Here is a 16,836-nt window from a genome sequence, read left to right on the forward strand (position 1 = left end):
CATGTTCGGAGCGCTGCTGCAGTCAGCATGATTTGCCGACAAGTGGCAATATGCCTTCATTGGCCATCCCACCCCGCTAAACCAATGCTTTGCAGGCGTTGACGGCTATTTTTGGATCCATTTCCTGCGCTACAAACCGCGTGCGTTTCGCCAACGCTTGAGTACAATCGTCAGCTTTTCCTGGCCCTCCTGTCCCGAGCTGGATTCTCCAATGCTGACCGGTAGTTACTCCCCCGCGCTGGTTCTGATTTCACTCTGCGTAGCCATGCTGGCTTCTTACACTGCTCTGGACTTGGCCGGTCGTATTGCCACTGCCAAGGGCCGTGGGGTGTATCTGTGGATGGGCGGCGGAGCGCTGGCCATGGGGATTGGTATCTGGTCGATGCACTTCATTGGCATGCTCGCGTTCAGCCTGCCCATCGCCTTGGGTTACGACATCAGCCTTACTGCCTACTCGCTGCTGATCGCCGTGCTGTCCTCCGGGTTTGCTTTGTGGCTGGTCAGCCAGCCCAGCTTGCCTTGGCTGCAGTTGGCATTCGGCGCGCTGGCCATGGGCATTGGTATAGCCTGCATGCATTACACCGGCATGGCGGCGCTGCGCATGCTGCCGGGTATCGATTACGACCCGGCGTTGTTCGGCGCCTCACTGGCAATCGCGGTAGGCGCTTCAGCAGCGGCATTATGGATTGCCTTCCGCTTGCGTATGCATACGCCCTATGTGCGTCAGATCCGTGGGCTGGCAGCCATGGTGATGGGCGTTGCCATCGTCGGCATGCACTACACCGGCATGGCTGCGGCGAATTTTACCGAGGGCAGCTACTGCGGGGCGCTGGTCAACGGGCTGCAGGGCAACAGCTTGGTTTATCTGGTGTTGATCACAACCCTGGCGGTGCTGGCAGTGGCCTTGCTGACCTCGGTGCTGGATGCGCGCCTTGAGGCACGCACGGCCGCGTTGGCCCATTCGCTCACACTTGCAAACCAGGAGCTCACCCAGCTGGCCTTGCACGATACCTTGACAGGGCTGCCAAACCGCACGCTGCTATCGGATCGCATCGATCAGGCGATCGGTAAAGTGGCAGAACGGGGCGGTTGTTTTGCATTGATGTTCATTGACCTGGACGGATTCAAACCAGTCAACGATGCCTTTGGCCATCATGTCGGCGATCTGTTGCTCAAGGCCGTAGCTTCGCGCTTGCGCGGTCATCTGCACAGCCAGGACACATTGGCGCGGATCGGCGGCGACGAATTCGTGCTGCTGGTGGAGCTACGCGAGCCGGAAGATGCCATGGACGTAGCGGTCAAACAGGTCAATCTGGTCTCGCGCACTTTCCGCGTCGCTGAGCACGATCTGCAACTGACGGCGAGCCTTGGCATTGTGCTGTACCCTGGCAATGGGCAGGACCAGCTTGAGCTGCTGCGCAATGCCGACGCGGCGATGTACCACGCCAAAAGTGTCGGCAAGAATGGCTACTGCTTCTTCGATGCGTCGATGAACAGCAACGCTCGGCAACAGTTGCAGCTGCTGCAGGATCTGCGCGCAGCATTGGAGCAAGGGCAGTTCCGCCTGCACTATCAACCCAAATTCGACGCAAAGTCCTGCGCGCCCATAGGTGCCGAAGCGTTGTTGCGCTGGGAGCATCCTCAGCATGGTTTGATGCAGCCCGACCGTTTCATTGGCCTTGCGGAAAAAACTGCTCTAATCATTCCAATCGGTGAGTGGGTGCTGCAGGAAGCCTGCCGGCAGATGCGCTGCTGGCTCGACCAAGGTCAGGCTGACTGGCGCATGGCGGTCAACCTGTCCGCTATTCAGTTCAGCCACCCCGGCCTGGTCGACAGCGTCGCCCGCGCCCTGCGCGAACACGGTCTGCCAGCCAATTGTCTGACCCTGGAAATCACCGAAACCACGGCAATGCACGACGCCGATGCAAGTTTGATGGTGCTGCAGCGCCTCTCGGATATGGGCGTTGACTTGTCGATCGATGACTTCGGCACGGGTTATTCGAGCCTGATGTACCTCAAGCGCCTGCCGGCCAATGAGCTGAAAATCGACCGCGGTTTTGTGCGCGACCTGGAACAGGACAGCGACGATGCGGCGATCATTTCAGCGATCGTCGCATTGGGGCAGGCGCTGGGCTTGCGCATCGTTGCTGAAGGTGTAGAAACCGGCGGCCAGCAAGCTTTCCTCACTCGCCTGGGCTGCGACTCACTTCAAGGTTACCTGCTCGGTCGGCCTATACCGGCTGAGCAGTTCATGAGCAGGATGCAGGCGTCGCGCGACGGAAACGAAGCGGTGGCCTAACCTGCATTGAGCAGGCGCACGGGTGGGGCGAACGCCTCGATCTCGGCTTCCACAGCCTCGATGATGCGCTCCACATCGGCGGCGGCCATGATTGCCGTGCAGGGTATGCCAGCAATGGCCAGCAATGTCACGCCGGTGGTACGGTCAAAAAGCCGCGCGACCATGCTTCGTGGCGCATCCATGCTGGCCTCGAAGCCTAGGGGATGGAAATGCCAGCGCATCACCTGGCAGGCATTGGGGAACGTCATCTTGTTCATGCCAGCCTCCTAAAAAGTGCCGGGTTCGCCGCTCGATGCAGGGAACTTAACAATAGCACCTGTTGCCCCTCATATTCTGCGGGGGAGATGACAAATGTAAGAATGCATGACGGCCGTCACAGCCCGCGCAAACAAGCTGTGTTTCAGCAAATGGGCAGGCAAACGTTTTCCCCGCGCGCCGCGTAGGGCTGACCTGTTCGCCGTGTTAGGTTTATGGATGTTCCTCACCCGGTTTTTTCGGACGAGCGGTGGGGTATGACCGCCAGCGAGACAGTCATGGGCTATTACACGCTCACTCAATGCATGGCCGGGGCCGGTACGGTTACTATGGGGTGGGGCATCGATCACCACCGGCGTCGCTACTGGCGTATCGCGGCGTGTGCAGCATGAGGGCTAGCCGAGAAGGCCTGCGGCGATGTTGATGGTGAAGCCAAGAATTGCAGTATTGAATACAAAGCCTACCAATGAATGGGCCAACACCACCCGGCGCATGCGCCTGCCGCCTACGCCGACATCGGAAGTCTGCACGGCAACACTGATGGTGAACGAGAAGTAGTGAAAATCCCAATAATCGGGGTTGCGTTCATCGTCGGGGAAGCGCAGAGCCGGTGTATCACCAGCTCCCGTATAGAATATCCGGGCGTAGTGCAGGCTGAAGATGCAACCGATCAGCAGCCACGAGCCTGCAACCGTCATCCCGGTATAAAGGTAATGCAAAGCCAGCGCGCTGCCTTGCAGGCCACGGCTGGATACCAATTGCAGGGTGACTGCAGCCAGGCTGGCGATGGCTGCCACGCACACCACCAACAGCACCCCGCCTGCATTCTCGTCTTCTATCTGCGCGACCTTGCGTACGGTGTCGGGCGTCGCCCGCAAGGTCAGTGCAAGAACCAGCAGCAGATACAGCCAGACGCCCAGGTTCCAGCCGGCAAGCACGCGCTGGATGGGATCGGCGGCCGGGATGAACCAAGCACCGACACCGCCTGCGATGGCGGCGACGATCAGGCGTGGGTGAGTCCGGGTCAGGCGGTGGAAAACCATAGGCGCTCGCACAGTGGGTCATGGGATGCACTCTAGACCACAGCGCCTATCCGGGCCTGGGTTCGATCAAAGGGCGCCGTTTACGGTACCATTGCTGCCGTCGCCTTGCTTCGCTTCAGGATCCATTGTTTTGCCCAGCCCTTCACACAACCCCTTGTTGCAATACCTGGCCCGGCTGGCGCCGTCCAGCCAGCAGACCATGCGCTACATTCTCCAGGACGCCGCCGACCGTCTCGGCTTCATCGATTGCAACCTTGCCGATGTGCCCTGGCACAGGCTGGAGCCGGGTCATGTGATTGGATTGGTGGCGGCTTTGCGCGCAGATGGTTACGCGCCGAACAGTTCGTCGCTCTATGTCAATGCCGTGCGCGGGGTGATGAACGAAGCCTGGCGCTTAGGCATGATCGATCACGAGCAATTGCTACGCATCCGTGAAGTCAAGCCTGCGTCGGGTAGCCGCTTGCCCCCCGGGCGCAATCTACGGCGCAGCTTGATTCGCGAATTGATGGACTTGTGCGAAGCCGATCCACGCCCTCAGGGTGTAAGGGACGCAGCAATCATTGCCCTGCTGTATGGCACTGGCATGCGCAAGTCGGAATCGGTGGACATCGATCTCGATCAAGTCGACTTCCAGGCTCGCAGCCTGCAGGTAACGGGCAAAGGTAATCGCCAGCTCATCAAATATGCTCCGCCCTGGGCATTCGAAAAGCTGCAGGCCTGGCTGGATTTGCGCCGGCATTCACTTCCCGAAGGCGCGGCGGACGACCCATTCCTGTTCAATCGCATTCGCCGTGGTAGCCATATCACGCGCGCGCGGATTACCAAACATGCGATCTACTACATCGCACGCCAACGTGGCGCTCAGGTTGGGGTGAAAATAATGCCTCACGACTTTCGCAGGGCCTTCATCACGCGAGTGATCGAGGAGCATGACCTGTCGATTGCGCAGAAGCTGGCGCATCACGCCAATATCCAGACGACGGCCGGCTATGATCGGCGTGATGACAATGAGCGCAGGCGGGCTGTGGACCGCTTTGACTATTGAAGGCTCAACTGCTTAGTGCCGATCGAGGAAAGGGCCGCGAACCGGAGTTCGCGGCTGGCTTTAAACTGGTCACTTGCTTGCGCCAGAACCGTTGCCGCCCTGTCCCCCAGCCCCTTCTGAACCTGTACCGTCCATGCCGGGCAGGTCTCGGTTGTCCTGCGGGGTAGAGGGTAGGTTCTGTTTGTCGTCACCCTGCAGCCGCGGGTCAGTACTGCGTGGCATGGGCTTTTCGATGGGGTTCAAGGTGCTGTCGACACCCGGTTGGGGCGCAGGGTTATGGGGATCGTCGGGGTAGGTGGGGCCGGTGCCGACCGCAAGGGCCAAGGGCGAGGTGAGCAACGCTAGTAACATCAGGGTCGAGCGGGTCATGGCAGACTCCTTTGCGTAGGGTAGGGCTCATTCATTGTTTGGGCCCTACCCAGGGTGCCCAGGTGCCATCTGTCCGATCAGCGGTCACACCACCGTCGACAGCGCCATGATGAAGATGATGCCAACCACCGACAGAATCGTCTCCATCATGCTCCAGGTCTTGAAGGTTTCGGCAACGGTCATGTTGAAATACTGCTTCACCAGCCAGAATCCAGCGTCGTTGACGTGAGACAGGATCAGCGACCCGGCGCCGGTGGCCAGCACCAACAGCTCTCGGTTAACCCCTGGCACCAGGTCGATCACCGGAGCAACGATGCCGGCACCAGTGATCGTCGCTACGGTGGCCGAGCCGGTTGCGATGCGGATGACCGCTGCCACCAGCCAAGCGAGCAGGATCGGTGAAATTTGAGCTTGTACGGCCATTTGCCCAATCACGTTGCCTACGCCAGTGTCCACCAACATCTGCTTGAAGCCGCCACCGGCACCCACGATCAATACGATGGCTGCGGTGGGGGCAAGACTCTGGTCGAGCATCTTCATGATCTGCTGACGGCTGAAGCCGCGTGCGCCACCAAAGGTCCAGAAAGCCAGCAACAACGCGGCTAGCAGGGCGGTGATGGGGTGGCCGATCAAGTCCATCCACTGACGGAAAATATGCTCGGCTGGCAATACCACGTCGGCGAAGGTCTTCAGTAGCATCAGCGCCACCGGCAGCAGGACGGTGACCAGGGTGATGGTGAAGCTTGGCAGGTTGCCTTGGTCAGACTCCTTGGCGATCTGGTCCATCAGCTCCTGCGACGGGTTGCCGGGAATGTAGCGCGCAATGAAATTGCCGAACAGCGGGCCGGCAATGACCGCCGTGGGCAGAGCGACCAGCAGGCCATAGAAGATGGTTTTGCCGATATCGGCATGAAAGATGCCAATCGCCAGCAGTGGGCCCGGGTGCGGCGGCACCAGGCCATGGACCACCGAAAGGCCAGCCAGTAGCGGAATGCCAATCTTGATCAGCGACACTCCCGAACGCCGCGCGACGATGAACACCAGTGGGATCAGCAACACGAAGCCGATTTCGAAGAACAGCGGTATGCCGACCAGGAAAGCAGCGAACATCATTGCCCAATGCACGTTCTTCTTGCCGAAAGCGCGAATCAACGTCTGAGCGATCTGGTCGGCGCCGCCGGAATCGGCCATTAGTTTGCCTAGCATCGTGCCAAGGGCAAGGACGATACCGACAAAGCCGAGCACGCCGCCGAAACCGTCCTGGAACGATTTCATGACCTTGGCTACCGGCATGCCGGATGTCAGGCCGAGGAAGCCTGCAGCCAACGTCAATGCGACGAAGGGGTGAACCTTGAAGTGGGTGATCAGCAGGATCAGCCCGACGATGGTGACCAGCGCGTCGAGCAATAGGTAAGTATCTGTAGCGAGTCCGAACATGGTTTTGATGCCTCGGTCTTATCGTTGTTTTGGGCGTAGCAATGGATCAGGTGGCGGCGCTTTTGGGCGGCAAGACAGCGCTATCTTCGGTGAGCCAGGAAACTGCCGGTTCAGGCAGTGCGCGCCAGGTTCCGGTCACCGTGGGGCTTTAACCACGCGTCGACCGCCTCGGCCAGCACGTTTATTGGCTGGGTGGCATCCAGGGTCAGGGTCAACGGTTCGCCATGGGGAACTTCCAATGCGGCGAACTGGCTATCGATCAGGCTGGCCGGCATGAAATGCCCAGGGCGTGCAAGTACGCGCTTTTCGGCCTCGCTCGGGGTAAGTTCGAGGAACACGAATACCAGCTCCGGCATGGCGTCACGCAGTGTGTCGCGGTAGCGGCGTTTGAGTGCCGAGCAGGTGAGTATGGGCCGCTCACCAGCCTGGACCGCCGCTTGCAACTCCTGGCCAAGACGCACCAACCAACCTGCGCGGTCATTGTCATCCAGTGGGATGCCAGCACTCATCTTGCGGATGTTTTCGGCAGGGTGAAACGCGTCGCCTTCGATCAGGCGACCGCCGCTTCGCTTGGCTATGGCATCGCCGACGCAGCTTTTGCCACAGCCAGCCACGCCCATCACCACGATGGCGGACAGGGAAGAATTCATCAGTACCTCCTGCGGGGCGAGATAGCGCTGTCTTGTAGACAACGAAGCACCGTCTGCCCAGTGTTATTGGTCTTGTCCTTACGCAGTATGGACGCTTGGCAGAGCACTGTATTGGCCACTACCAAAGATTACATTGCCTGCGTCCTGAGACAGCGCTACCTTAGTGGCCGTTCCCCATTCCTGCAAGTAGTAAAATTACAACATTCATGACTCGCATTGGCTCTCGCACCACAGGTCGTCCTACGTTGGCGGAAGTCGCCAGGCTTTCCGGCGTTTCTCCTATCACCGCTTCGCGCGCATTACGCGGGGTTAGTACGGTTGCTCCTGAACTTGTGCTGAAGGTCACGGCCGCCGCTGCCTCGCTGGGCTACGTCGCAAACCCTGCGGCACGTGCTTTGGCGTCGGCGCGCAGTCAGTCTGTCGTTGTGTTGATCCCGTCATTGTCCAACCAATTGTTCATCGACACATTGGAGGCCATCCATGAGGTCATGCGGCCGCGCGGGTTAGAAGTGCTGATTGGTAACTACCACTATGATCTCGATGAAGAAGAAAATCTGATTCGCAACTACCTGGCGTATCAACCCTGCGGGATTTTGCTCACTGGCTTTGACCGCAGCGATACATCCCGACAGATGCTCGCGGCCAGCGGTGTACCCTGTGTGCACATGATGGAGCTCGGGGGTGAGCAGGGCGCTTTATCTGTCGGCTTTTCACAGCAACAGGCCGGGCGTGCGGCAGCGCTGCACCTGATCGAACGTGGGCGCCGGCGCCTCGCGTTCATTGCCGCGCAGCTCGACCCGCGGGTGATGCAGCGCGCCGAAGGTTTCCGCCAAGCCCTGGCCGAAGCGGGCATGCAGGCCACTGAGCTTGAGATACTGGCGCCGCAGCCATCGTCCATCGAACTGGGCAGTGAGTTGTTCAGCCAGCTTTTGGCCAAAGCCCCGGATGTGGATGGCATTTTCTTTTGCAACGACGACCTAGCCCAGGGGGCGGTCCTGCAAGCGCTGCGTCAGGGCATCGAAGTACCTCGCCAGGTGGCCATGGTTGGGTTCAACGACCTGCCCGCTTCGGCGCACATGGTGCCGCGCCTGACCTCCATCCGCACGCCAAGGGCAGCCGTTGGTCGAGGCGCGGCGCAGGCCTTGCTGGCGCTGCTCGATGGCAAGCGCGTGGCAGCTGAACAGCAGGACTTGGGCTTTGAACTGATGGTGCGCGAAAGTACCTAGCGGCAAGCGGAAATCGACACTGCAAAAGGCCTAATTCCAAGGTGGTAGCAAGTGGCTTGCATGGTAAAAATGTCGATCTATTCTCAGAAAGTCTGCGCACAAAGGACCCTGGCGCCATGTTCGACTTCCATCGCAAATCTGACCTTATCGAAATTCAGCGCACCCGCAAGGCCCTAACCGATACCCAGGCGAAGCTGGCCGCAATAAGCCGTTGCATGGCTATGATCGAATTCACGCCCGAGGGCGTCATTGTCGATGCCAATACCCACTTCTGTAACGCACTGGGATACAGCGTCGAAGAACTGCGTGGCAAGCACCACCGCCTGTTCTGTGACCCCGGCTACGCCCAAAGCGCCGAGTACCAGCAGTTGTGGCAGCAGCTGGCTCAGGGCAAGGCCATCAGCGGCACGTTCGAACGGGTCGATAAGGCCGGCCGTGAAGTGTGGCTTGAGGCCAGCTATATGCCGGTGTTGGACGAGCAACAGCACGTCACCAGCGTCATCGAGATTGCGGCCGACATCAGCCAGCGTGTGAAGGACGAGCACGAAAGCGAAAGCCTGCTCAAGGCCATAGGCCGCTCCATGGCGGTGGTCGAGTTCACGCCTCAGGGCCGCGTGATCAAGGCCAATGCCAACTTCCTTCAGACGATGGGTTATCGCCTGGAAGAAGTCGAGGGCCGCCACCACGGCCTGTTTTGCCTGCCCCATGAGCGAGAGTCTGCTGCCTATCGTGAGTTCTGGGCCTCGCTCAATCGCGGCGAGTACCACTCCCATCGCTTCGAGCGGGTGAACAAGCAAGGGCAGACGGTCTATCTGGAGGCTTCATACAACCCAATCTTCGATAACAAGGGCCGCTTGTACAAAGTGGTCAAATTTGCCAGCGACATCACTGCCCAGGTCAGCACCCAACAAAGCGCCGCCGATGCGGCCCATGCCAGCTCTGTGCAGACCGATGCATGTGCACGCAAAGGCACCGAGGTGGTGCAGCAGGCCGTAGCGGTGATCGAGCAGATTTCCCAAGAGCTCAATGACGCTGCGCGCAGTATCGATGCTGTGAGCAAACAGTCGGATGTGATAGGGCAGATCGTGCTGACGATTCGCGGCATTGCCGATCAGACCAATTTGCTGGCGTTGAACGCCGCCATCGAGGCGGCGCGAGCCGGTGAGCATGGCCGTGGCTTCGCGGTGGTCGCCGATGAGGTGCGCAGCCTGGCAGCGCGCACCAGCAAAGCCACTTTGGAGATCGTCGATGTGGTGAGGCAGAACCACGACTTATCGCTGACCGCAGTGGCCAGCATGCAATCGAGCTTGTCACGCACAGATCGTGGCGTTGCGCTGGCCAACGAGGCCGGAACGGTGATCATGGAAATCCAGCAGGGCTCGCGCCATGTTGTGGATGCCATCAGCCAGATCAGCTCGACGCTGCAATTGCACTGAGGGTCTCACGCAGTTCTTTGAGCAAAGACTCAAGGCTTAGTTCGAGCTGCCGCCCCAACGCTTGGGTCGGCAGCCCGTGATTGTGCGCTTGCTCGATTGCCTCGCACGCCATGACCACCCCGCGTACCCGCAGCATTTTGGCGCCCCCTTTTATCCGGTGGGCGAGGGCGCGCAACGCATGGCCGTCGCCGTCGCCCTCGCCGTCGCAAGCAAGCGCCTGAAGGGCTGCAAGGTCTTGCTGGGCGCTGTGGGTCAGTTGCTCGAGCAGGCGCTTGGTCAGCTGCTGGTCACCTTGGGTCAGATGGCGCAGTTCGTCGAGGTTGAAGCCGCTTGTCGGGGCTGGAACGCCTGCTTCGCCAGGGCGCAGGTGCGCCAAACGAGCCTTCAGGGTCTGCAGCCCGATGGGCTTGAACAGGCAGTCATCCATGCCGCTGTCCAGGCAGCGCTGCCGCTCCTCGGCCTGGGCATTGGCGGTCACCCCGAGAATGCTGCAGGCAGGCTGCCCACTTACTTGCTCCAGTTGGCGTACCTTTCGAGTGAATTCATGGCCGTCCATCACCGGCATGCTGCAATCAGTGATGACCAGATCAAATGTATGCGCTTGCCACAACGCCAGCCCTGTTTCGCCGTTTTCTGCGAGCGTCACCTGATGACCGAGGCTATTGAGCTGCTTTTCCAACAGCATCAGGTTGGCCGGGTAATCATCGACCACAAGCACGTTCAATGGCCCCCCTTGGTACTGCTCGGTGGCCTGGTCCTGTTCGGTTGGCACAGGTGGTGCAATGAGCGCGAGCGGCAACTGGACCTCCACACGGGTGCCCACGCTTTCCACGCTTTGCAGCTGCAAACTGCCGCCCATCAGCTCGGCCAAGGTGCGGCTGATCACCAAGCCCAAGCCTGCCCCCTGGCTTGCCCGCGGCCCCGAAGCTTGAGTGAACGTGTTGAACAACCGCGCCTGATCCTGGGCAGCTATACCGATGCCGGTGTCGCTCACCATTAGCGCTACCTGCGCGGTGTCGCCATCTGTCGGCACGCTGAAGGTCAGACGGGCCAGTACATCACCACGGTCGGTGAACTTGATGGCATTGCTCAGCAGGTTGGAGAGGATCTGTTTTATCCGTAAAGGGTCCGCCAGCACCCACAGCGGCGCAGCTGGCAGTTCGCTTTGCAAGTGCAAGCCTTTCATTCGCGCATTGCCTTCGAACACCCGCACGGTGCTGCGCACCAGGTCGGCCAGATCGGTTGCCACTGGCTGCAGGGTCATGTGCCCGGTTTCGATGCGTGAAATGTCCAGAATGTCGCCGATCAGCGCGAGCAAGCCAACGGCAGAGTCATGGGCCGTCTTGAGGATCTGGGGATCGCAGTGCCCTGAGCGGTTGTCTTCCAGCGCAAGTTCCAGCAGCCCGATTACCGCATTCATGGGGGTGCGAATTTCGTGGCTCATGGTGGCCACGAATGCACTTTTGGTTCGGCTAGCCTGTTCGGCGGCGTCCTTGGCTTGGCGTAGTTGCTCCAGCAGGCCGCTGCTAAAGGCCAATTGAGTCTGCAAAGCGCGTTGCGCCTCGGTACGCTGGTTGATCAGTTTGCGCAGATAGCTGTTCCAGAACACCACACCGGCCAGCAACAGGGCGGAGAGCACCAATACCTGCAGCGCCAGTGTCCGGTAGTTGCGCCACGGGCTATCGCTGACCAGCGTGCCGGTTCGCCAGCGGTTGATCAGTTGATCCAGCTCCTCGGGCGGAATGCTCAACAGCGCCTTGTCGAGAATGGCCTGAAGTTGCGGTTGGTCAGGGGCTACGGCGAAGGCAGCGACGGCGGGCTCGTCGCTTACCACTCCAGCGATGCGCAACTGGTCCTTGAAGACATGGCTGATGTAGTACGAGGCGTTGATATTACTGCTGTAGGCAACATCTGCATCGCCTTTGGCCACCGCTTCCATCAGGCTCAATGAATTATCGACCATGACCAATTTTGCTTTGGGAAAGCGCTGCATCACCTCGCTGCGCAGATGCGAGCCATGCAACAGAGCGATGCGCCTGCCGTCGAGGTTGTTGGCCGGCGGTTTAGCAGGCGACGAATTGCGCGTTACCAGTACGCGAGGGCTCACCAGGTAGGGGCGGGTGTAGCGCAGCTGTGTCGCGCGCTCTGCGCCGTAACCCAAAGCGCCTATCATCTGCGCCTTGCCCGTGGCCACTTCTTCGACCATTTGCTGCACTGTGCTGCGCTCATGGAATTGGAACTGCAAGCCGGTTCGCAATGAGATCTGCTTGAGTAGGTCGACGGTAATGCCGTTTACCTTTTGCCCAGCATCGTTGAAGGTCAAAGGGGCAAGGGCGGTGTCGACCAGTACACTAACGGTCGGATGACCCGCTATCCAGGCCAGTTCTTCTTCCGTCAGTGCTGAAATGCGACGCTCCAGCAATAAGCTGGTGTTGCCGCTGCTCCAGCGGTGCAGAATGTTCAGTCGTTCGCTCTCGGTGATCCTGGCCATGGCGCTGTCGACCAATCGACGCAAACGCAGGTTTTCGTTAGCGAACGCGAAGGCGAAGCTACCCGGCGGTACCTGGGGAAAGTGATCGATCTTCACCAGGCCCTGGTAACTCTTGCCAATCAGGTAGTCGGTACTGATGGCATCGCCCAGGTAGGCGTCCGCCTCACCGAGTTCGACTGCTGCCAGGCCGGCCAGGGTCGAGCGGTAGAGGCTCAACTGCGCTTTTGGATACAACTGGCGAACCTTCTGCGCCGGCAGGTAGTGATCGACCATCGCCAAGCGCAGGCCTGCCAGGTCCTTGTCGTACATCATGGGCGCGTCATGGCGCGTTACGATTACCGGCAGATCATCGGCATAGGGCAGGCTGAGGCCAAGCTTTGCATCTGCCGCCTCGAACTCGTTGGAACTACCAAGCAGATCGATCTTACCTTCGCGTAACGCGGCGATAGCTTCGTGGCGGCTGGCGTAGCGCGTGACCCGCACGGATACGCCGAGTTGTTCGGCGATCAGCCCGGCGTAGTCTGCGCTCAAGCCTTCATAGTCATTCAGGCTGACATTGATTTCGAAGGGCGGGTAATCCGGCCGTGAACTCCCCAGCAACAGCTCGCCGCGCCCCTGCAACCACTGACGGTCGGCTGCATCGAGCTGTAGGGGTGGTGCGGCGCTGGTGGCGCGTGCCAGCAGGTGGCGTGATTCGCCTTCGGCGAGTGTCAAAAGTGGGCAGCAGGCCAAGGTGATGACGAGGGCCAGGTGGCCCAAAGCCCGTTTCATGCTGCCCGGGTAGTCAGCTGACATGATTGCGTTTGGCCAGATCAACCATTTCTACCAATGACTCGGTCTTGAGTTTTTCCATGATCCGGCCACGGTAAGTGCTGATGGTCTTGGCGCTAAGGTTCATGCTGGCGCCGATGTTCTTGTTGTTTTCACCACGGCTCAGACGCCGCAGCACTTCCATTTCGCGGTTGGACAGGCTGCTCAGCCGCTCGGGTTCACTTTCAAGGGTGTTACTGTTGACCGCCATCTGCGGGAAGGTCGAGTAACCCTTTATCAACGCCTTCAGGGCGAAGACTACAGCCTCTAGGTCTTCGCCTTTAGTGACGAATGCGCCAATGCCGGCATCCAGGCAACGGCGCACATAAAGGTCGGTGGCTTGCCCGGTCAGTACCATGATTTTCGGTGCCGGCTCCTGTTGTTGCAGGCGCTTGATCACTTCCATGCCATCCAGGCCAGGCAAGCCGATGTCCAGTACCACGACGTCCGGCCGCAACTCGCGTACCTTTTGCGCGACCTCACTGCCATTGTCGACCTCACCCACGATACGAAAGCGCTCCCGTTCGAGCAGTATGCGCAACGAAAAACGGACGATGGCATGATCATCAACGATGAGCACGGTAGTCATATCACTAACTCCTGTCGGAATATGGTCGGCTGCCTGAAGCAATCAGGAAGTCTTCTGCAGGCTTTTTCTGCTGCGCAGCACGATACGACCATTCCGGATCGCTGGTAATGGCGAGTATAGATGTGTTGAGCAAGCGGGCCGGTATTGTGGAAAATTCCTACAAAGAGACCGTCCCAGGCACCACCGGCAGCGGTGATGCCTGAGATGACAGGGGCAGATCAGGCGCAGTTTGGGTGGGGCTTCAGAACACGCTGTGTCGAGGCGGGGTTATTGTTCAGTGCAGCCCCAACCCTGGTCGGGCGGGGCAGCAACTGGCCGCCGCAGTTCGGGCAGCGTCCCTGCAAACGATGGGTTGCGCAGGGGAGGCAGAACGTACATTCGAACGAGCAGATCAGCGCGTCGGGGCTATCGCCTGGCAGATCGGCATCACAGCACTCGCAGTTGGGGCGTAGCTCCAGCATGGTTATCCTCCGGGTGGGGTGCACCAGGCAGTCTGCGCCGACCGACTTTGCCCTTGCAACGCTATTCGCCAGCTCTGTACAGGTGGGCGTGGCTGGCACGGTATAGCGCCGATTCGCTAAATGGCGCGTCTCCCAGTACGTGGCCGACGAGGATCAGTGCAGTGCGACGGAATCCTTTTCTGGCGACCTGTTCTGCAATGTCCGTCAGGGTGCCCTGTACCCAGTCCTGGTCAGGCCAGGTGGCTCGATGGACCACTGCCACAGGGCAGTCAGGCCCGTAGTGGGGCAGCAGTTCATCGACGATGCGTGGCAGGTTCTTGACCCCAAGGTGGATGACCAGGGTGCTGCCGTGTCTAGCCAGGTCTGCTAGTTGTTCGCCTTCGGGCATGGGCGAGCTGTCGCCGTAACGGGTCAGGATGACCGTCTGCGAAACCTCAGGCAGGGTAAGTTCACAGCCAAGCAGCGCTGCGCTTGCCGCGGTGGCCGTGACGCCCGGTATGATCTGGTAGTCGATGCCCAGCTCGCGTAGGCGGCGGATCTGTTCGCCGATGGCTCCATACAAGCTGGGGTCGCCACTGTGCACACGGGCTACATCCAGGCCTTTGGCATGGGCGGCACGGATGACATCGATGATCTGCTCCAAATGCAGTTCGGCACTATTGATGACTGTTTCAGCCTGGTGGCCCTGCAGCACGGCGGCAGGCACCAACGAGCCGGCGTAGATGATTACCGGGCATTGACGAATCAGACGCTGGCCTTTGACCGTGATCAGTTCCGGGTCGCCGGGGCCAGCACCAATGAAGTAGACCGTCATGGCAAATCCTTGATGGGTGAAAGATGCAATTATTCCCCGCAGGCCAGCGCCAGGGTAGCTGGGCCAAGTACCTGGCGGGTAACACGCAGGTTCGCGTGTGCGTGCCCGAGGCTAGCCAAGGCCAGCGCGGCACTTTCGGCCACGCCCCAGCAACCTGTTTGGGCGAAGGCGACCGCAGACCGGTGACTGAGTTGTGCTTGAAATGCGTGCAGCTGGTCGGCCTCGAAAAGTACCAGTGGCAGGTGGTAACGCGTGGCGAGTTGTTGCAGGCCAGGCTCGTCGGCTTTACTGGCGATGCTGGCAATGCCGCGCAGCGCTTTGGGCTGCAGCCCATGAAGGGCTAGCACTTCATGCAACAGTTGATCGAGCGCTTGCACTGGGCAGCCTCGGCGGCAACCAATGCCGGCATAAAGTGCCGGCATTAGTAAGTGCGTGCTCATCAAGCGTGGCTGGCGCGGCGATAGAGCCAGGCACTGAGTAAACCCAGCGCTATCCAGAACGCTGCGTTGGTCAGCCAGGAGGCGATCTTGAACTGAGTTTCCAGGGCTTGCGGCGCCAGGCTCTCGTGAACGTCGGGCTGTGGTGCCCCGATCACATGGGGCACTACCAGCAAGACGGCACCTAGCGCCTTGAGCAGGCCATGGCGGGCGAATACCAGCAGTGCCAGGCCGGTGGCGGTGGCGGCGGCCGTGCCGATCCACCAGCTCTGGCGCTGACCCAGATCCGCAGCGGCGGTGCCGGGTAATTCTGGCGGCAAGCCCAGGGTGGGGGCCAGGCAGAACACGGCAAAACCGGCCAACCCCCAGAGCGCCCCAGTGCTGGTGCGGCCTGGTTCGCGCAGGCTGTAAAGGGCGGCGAGGATCAGTGCGAAGCCGACCGCAACCACCAGGTTGCCGCCCGTCGTGGAGAGGATGCGCTGCCAACCATCTTCTGGCGACCAGGCTTCTTCACTGTGGCTGTGCCCGGCGTTCGCCTCTGCGTCATGGCTATGGTGCTCGGCGCTAGGGGCGGCAGTTTCATAGGTTTCCGCTTGGAGGATCAGTGGTGCGACCCAGAAGCTTTGCAGCACTGTCAGCAGCAAGGCTGCGAGCAGGCCGCTGAACCCGGCGGTGCTGGCGATACGCTTGATCATGATGGCCTCAGTGGCAAGGGAAGGCGGCGCTGTGGCGGGTGTCGTGTGCGGCGTTGTGCACGGCCTCTATGTGCGAGAAGCCGGCAAAATACACTAGGCACAGACCTAGAAGGCTGGCGCCTATAGCGATGGCCATGCGTTGGCTGAGGGAAACCTGTGTAGCGAGGCTGTGATTGGCGCTGGTGACTGGCATGATGCGATCCTCTGCTTTGCTTTTGTCAGTGCAATGGGCACGAGCGCGGCAGCCCCGATTGCCAGACAACCAGGGGGATGCGACAGCGCCCGCCCACCGCGGGGTGTTCATGAACGCCAGGCCGGTCTCCGGGCTTGCGAGGAGGAGCATGGCTCCTTGAAAAGCATCACCTTCCCATGCACTACGCACTGGCACAGTGGTCTTGATGCTTCGCTCGCTTACCGTTGCGGGGGCAGCATCGGGTTTGCCTGGCCCTGGCGAGGGCCTGAGACGCACCGATTTCCCGTTTCACCCCAAGGGGGCACCTGACGCAATGCATAAGGAGAGCACGGGGCGGTGGTGGCGTCAAATCCAATAAACCGGCTTGCGCTTGCGCTCGCTTCAACTCCTGCAATTCTTGCTCTTGCTCTTGCTCTTGCTCTTGCTCTTGCTCTTGCTCTTGCTCTTGCTCTTGCTCTTGGCTTTTGCTTCTAAGCGCACGGTAGTTCAGGCGACACAGATTGCGACTTCAGGAGGCCGAGCGCAGGACTTGCGGAGGGAGGTGACGGGCATGGATGCCCGTCAAGCGCTGGGCCCCAGGATGGGG

The 16,836-nt window shown here is 60.2% G+C and carries 16 protein-coding genes and 1 riboswitch; of the genes, 4 read left to right on the forward strand and 12 right to left on the reverse strand.

Features of this window, described 5'->3' with window-relative positions; translation table 11 throughout:
- The first annotated feature begins 211 nt into the window (after nucleotides 1-211).
- Nucleotides 212-2,299 (forward strand): EAL domain-containing protein, encoded by a 2,088-nt coding sequence (locus J5M56_RS03915; protein ID WP_207869836.1) that lies wholly within the window; start codon nucleotides 212-214, stop codon nucleotides 2,297-2,299.
- Here the strand turns inward: J5M56_RS03915 and J5M56_RS03920 are convergent.
- Both J5M56_RS03920 and J5M56_RS03925 read right to left on the reverse strand, forming a co-directional pair.
- Nucleotides 2,296-2,556: a DUF1652 domain-containing protein gene (locus tag J5M56_RS03920; protein ID WP_186477336.1), complete on the reverse strand. Its 261-nt coding sequence runs from the start codon at nucleotides 2,554-2,556 to the stop codon at nucleotides 2,296-2,298. The two genes, J5M56_RS03915 and J5M56_RS03920, sit on opposite strands and share 4 nt — an antisense overlap.
- Nucleotides 2,557-2,949: 393 nt before the next feature.
- Nucleotides 2,950-3,597: a DUF1345 domain-containing protein gene (locus J5M56_RS03925; RefSeq protein ID WP_207869838.1), complete on the reverse strand. Its 648-nt coding sequence runs from the start codon at nucleotides 3,595-3,597 to the stop codon at nucleotides 2,950-2,952.
- Between the two features lie 130 nt (nucleotides 3,598-3,727).
- Between J5M56_RS03925 and J5M56_RS03930 the strand changes: the two genes are divergently transcribed.
- Nucleotides 3,728-4,642: a tyrosine-type recombinase/integrase gene (locus J5M56_RS03930; RefSeq protein ID WP_060477290.1), complete on the forward strand. Its 915-nt coding sequence runs from the start codon at nucleotides 3,728-3,730 to the stop codon at nucleotides 4,640-4,642.
- Nucleotides 4,643-4,711: 69 nt separating this feature from the next.
- Here the strand turns inward: J5M56_RS03930 and J5M56_RS03935 are convergent, their stop codons facing one another.
- The 3 genes from J5M56_RS03935 to J5M56_RS03945 all read right to left on the reverse strand — a co-directional run bounded on the left by J5M56_RS03935 (nucleotide 4,712) and on the right by J5M56_RS03945 (nucleotide 7,098).
- Nucleotides 4,712-5,011 (reverse strand): hypothetical protein, encoded by a 300-nt coding sequence (locus J5M56_RS03935; RefSeq protein ID WP_207869840.1) that lies wholly within the window; start codon nucleotides 5,009-5,011, stop codon nucleotides 4,712-4,714.
- An 84-nt stretch (nucleotides 5,012-5,095) separates the two neighbouring features.
- Nucleotides 5,096-6,448: a GntP family permease gene (locus tag J5M56_RS03940; RefSeq protein ID WP_186477333.1), complete on the reverse strand. Its 1,353-nt coding sequence runs from the start codon at nucleotides 6,446-6,448 to the stop codon at nucleotides 5,096-5,098.
- 110 nt (nucleotides 6,449-6,558) lie between these two features.
- Nucleotides 6,559-7,098: a gluconokinase gene (locus J5M56_RS03945; protein WP_186477332.1), complete on the reverse strand. Its 540-nt coding sequence runs from the start codon at nucleotides 7,096-7,098 to the stop codon at nucleotides 6,559-6,561.
- Between the two features lie 206 nt (nucleotides 7,099-7,304).
- On the opposite strand from J5M56_RS03945, the gene J5M56_RS03950 reads away from it, so the two are divergent.
- Both J5M56_RS03950 and J5M56_RS03955 read left to right on the forward strand, forming a co-directional pair.
- Nucleotides 7,305-8,324, forward strand: a complete 1,020-nt coding sequence (locus J5M56_RS03950) for a LacI family DNA-binding transcriptional regulator (RefSeq protein ID WP_186477331.1) — start codon at nucleotides 7,305-7,307, stop codon at nucleotides 8,322-8,324.
- A gap of 116 nt (nucleotides 8,325-8,440) precedes the next feature.
- A complete protein-coding gene (locus J5M56_RS03955) occupies nucleotides 8,441-9,760 on the forward strand; it encodes a PAS domain-containing methyl-accepting chemotaxis protein (protein WP_207869842.1) in 1,320 nt (439 codons plus the stop codon).
- On the opposite strand, the gene J5M56_RS03960 is transcribed toward J5M56_RS03955, so the two are convergent.
- From J5M56_RS03960 to J5M56_RS03990, 7 genes are all read right to left on the reverse strand, one after another.
- Complete coding sequence (locus J5M56_RS03960; RefSeq protein ID WP_207870141.1) at nucleotides 9,735-13,022, reverse strand: transporter substrate-binding domain-containing protein; 3,288 nt, start codon at nucleotides 13,020-13,022, stop codon at nucleotides 9,735-9,737. The two genes, J5M56_RS03955 and J5M56_RS03960, sit on opposite strands and share 26 nt — an antisense overlap.
- A gap of 13 nt (nucleotides 13,023-13,035) precedes the next feature.
- Complete coding sequence (locus J5M56_RS03965; protein WP_060477296.1) at nucleotides 13,036-13,650, reverse strand: response regulator transcription factor; 615 nt, start codon at nucleotides 13,648-13,650, stop codon at nucleotides 13,036-13,038.
- Between the two features lie 218 nt (nucleotides 13,651-13,868).
- Nucleotides 13,869-14,111: a DUF1272 domain-containing protein gene (locus J5M56_RS03970; RefSeq protein ID WP_207869844.1), complete on the reverse strand. Its 243-nt coding sequence runs from the start codon at nucleotides 14,109-14,111 to the stop codon at nucleotides 13,869-13,871.
- Nucleotides 14,112-14,172: 61 nt separating this feature from the next.
- Nucleotides 14,173-14,925, reverse strand: a complete 753-nt coding sequence (gene cobM / locus J5M56_RS03975; RefSeq protein WP_186477329.1) for a precorrin-4 C(11)-methyltransferase — start codon at nucleotides 14,923-14,925, stop codon at nucleotides 14,173-14,175.
- A gap of 29 nt (nucleotides 14,926-14,954) precedes the next feature.
- Nucleotides 14,955-15,347, reverse strand: coding sequence for a cobalamin biosynthesis protein (locus tag J5M56_RS03980; RefSeq protein WP_186477386.1), 393 nt, complete (start codon nucleotides 15,345-15,347; stop codon nucleotides 14,955-14,957).
- A 17-nt stretch (nucleotides 15,348-15,364) separates the two neighbouring features.
- The gene (locus tag J5M56_RS03985) at nucleotides 15,365-16,057 is read right to left on the reverse strand and encodes a CbtA family protein (protein WP_186477328.1); all 693 of its coding nucleotides are present in this window, start codon (nucleotides 16,055-16,057) and stop codon (nucleotides 15,365-15,367) included.
- 7 nt (nucleotides 16,058-16,064) lie between these two features.
- A complete protein-coding gene (locus tag J5M56_RS03990) occupies nucleotides 16,065-16,250 on the reverse strand; it encodes a CbtB domain-containing protein (protein WP_207869846.1) in 186 nt (61 codons plus the stop codon).
- Between the two features lie 101 nt (nucleotides 16,251-16,351).
- Nucleotides 16,352-16,574, reverse strand: a riboswitch (cobalamin riboswitch).
- Nucleotides 16,575-16,836 lie beyond the last annotated feature (262 nt).

Source organism: Pseudomonas sp. 51_B (genome assembly GCF_017491595.1).
Taxonomy (GTDB): Bacteria; Pseudomonadota; Gammaproteobacteria; order Pseudomonadales; family Pseudomonadaceae; genus Aquipseudomonas; species Aquipseudomonas promysalinigenes.

What these genes read in the sequence shown, in the direction of transcription:
- J5M56_RS03915 (WP_207869836.1), top strand. Translation starts at nt 212, where the DNA reads ATGCTGACCGGTAGTTACTCCCCCGCGCTGGTTCTGATTTCACTCTGC.
- J5M56_RS03920 (WP_186477336.1), bottom strand. Translation starts at nt 2,556, where the DNA reads ATGAACAAGATGACGTTCCCCAATGCCTGCCAGGTGATGCGCTGGCAT.
- J5M56_RS03925 (WP_207869838.1), bottom strand. Translation starts at nt 3,597, where the DNA reads ATGGTTTTCCACCGCCTGACCCGGACTCACCCACGCCTGATCGTCGCC.
- J5M56_RS03935 (WP_207869840.1), bottom strand. Translation starts at nt 5,011, where the DNA reads ATGACCCGCTCGACCCTGATGTTACTAGCGTTGCTCACCTCGCCCTTG.
- J5M56_RS03940 (WP_186477333.1), bottom strand. Translation starts at nt 6,448, where the DNA reads ATGTTCGGACTCGCTACAGATACTTACCTATTGCTCGACGCGCTGGTC.
- J5M56_RS03945 (WP_186477332.1), bottom strand. Translation starts at nt 7,098, where the DNA reads ATGAATTCTTCCCTGTCCGCCATCGTGGTGATGGGCGTGGCTGGCTGT.
- J5M56_RS03950 (WP_186477331.1), top strand. Translation starts at nt 7,305, where the DNA reads ATGACTCGCATTGGCTCTCGCACCACAGGTCGTCCTACGTTGGCGGAA.
- J5M56_RS03955 (WP_207869842.1), top strand. Translation starts at nt 8,441, where the DNA reads ATGTTCGACTTCCATCGCAAATCTGACCTTATCGAAATTCAGCGCACC.
- J5M56_RS03960 (WP_207870141.1), bottom strand. Translation starts at nt 13,022, where the DNA reads ATGAAACGGGCTTTGGGCCACCTGGCCCTCGTCATCACCTTGGCCTGC.
- J5M56_RS03965 (WP_060477296.1), bottom strand. Translation starts at nt 13,650, where the DNA reads ATGACTACCGTGCTCATCGTTGATGATCATGCCATCGTCCGTTTTTCG.
- J5M56_RS03970 (WP_207869844.1), bottom strand. Translation starts at nt 14,111, where the DNA reads ATGCTGGAGCTACGCCCCAACTGCGAGTGCTGTGATGCCGATCTGCCA.
- cobM (WP_186477329.1), bottom strand. Translation starts at nt 14,925, where the DNA reads ATGACGGTCTACTTCATTGGTGCTGGCCCCGGCGACCCGGAACTGATC.
- J5M56_RS03980 (WP_186477386.1), bottom strand. Translation starts at nt 15,347, where the DNA reads ATGCCGGCACTTTATGCCGGCATTGGTTGCCGCCGAGGCTGCCCAGTG.
- J5M56_RS03985 (WP_186477328.1), bottom strand. Translation starts at nt 16,057, where the DNA reads ATGATCAAGCGTATCGCCAGCACCGCCGGGTTCAGCGGCCTGCTCGCA.
- J5M56_RS03990 (WP_207869846.1), bottom strand. Translation starts at nt 16,250, where the DNA reads ATGCCAGTCACCAGCGCCAATCACAGCCTCGCTACACAGGTTTCCCTC.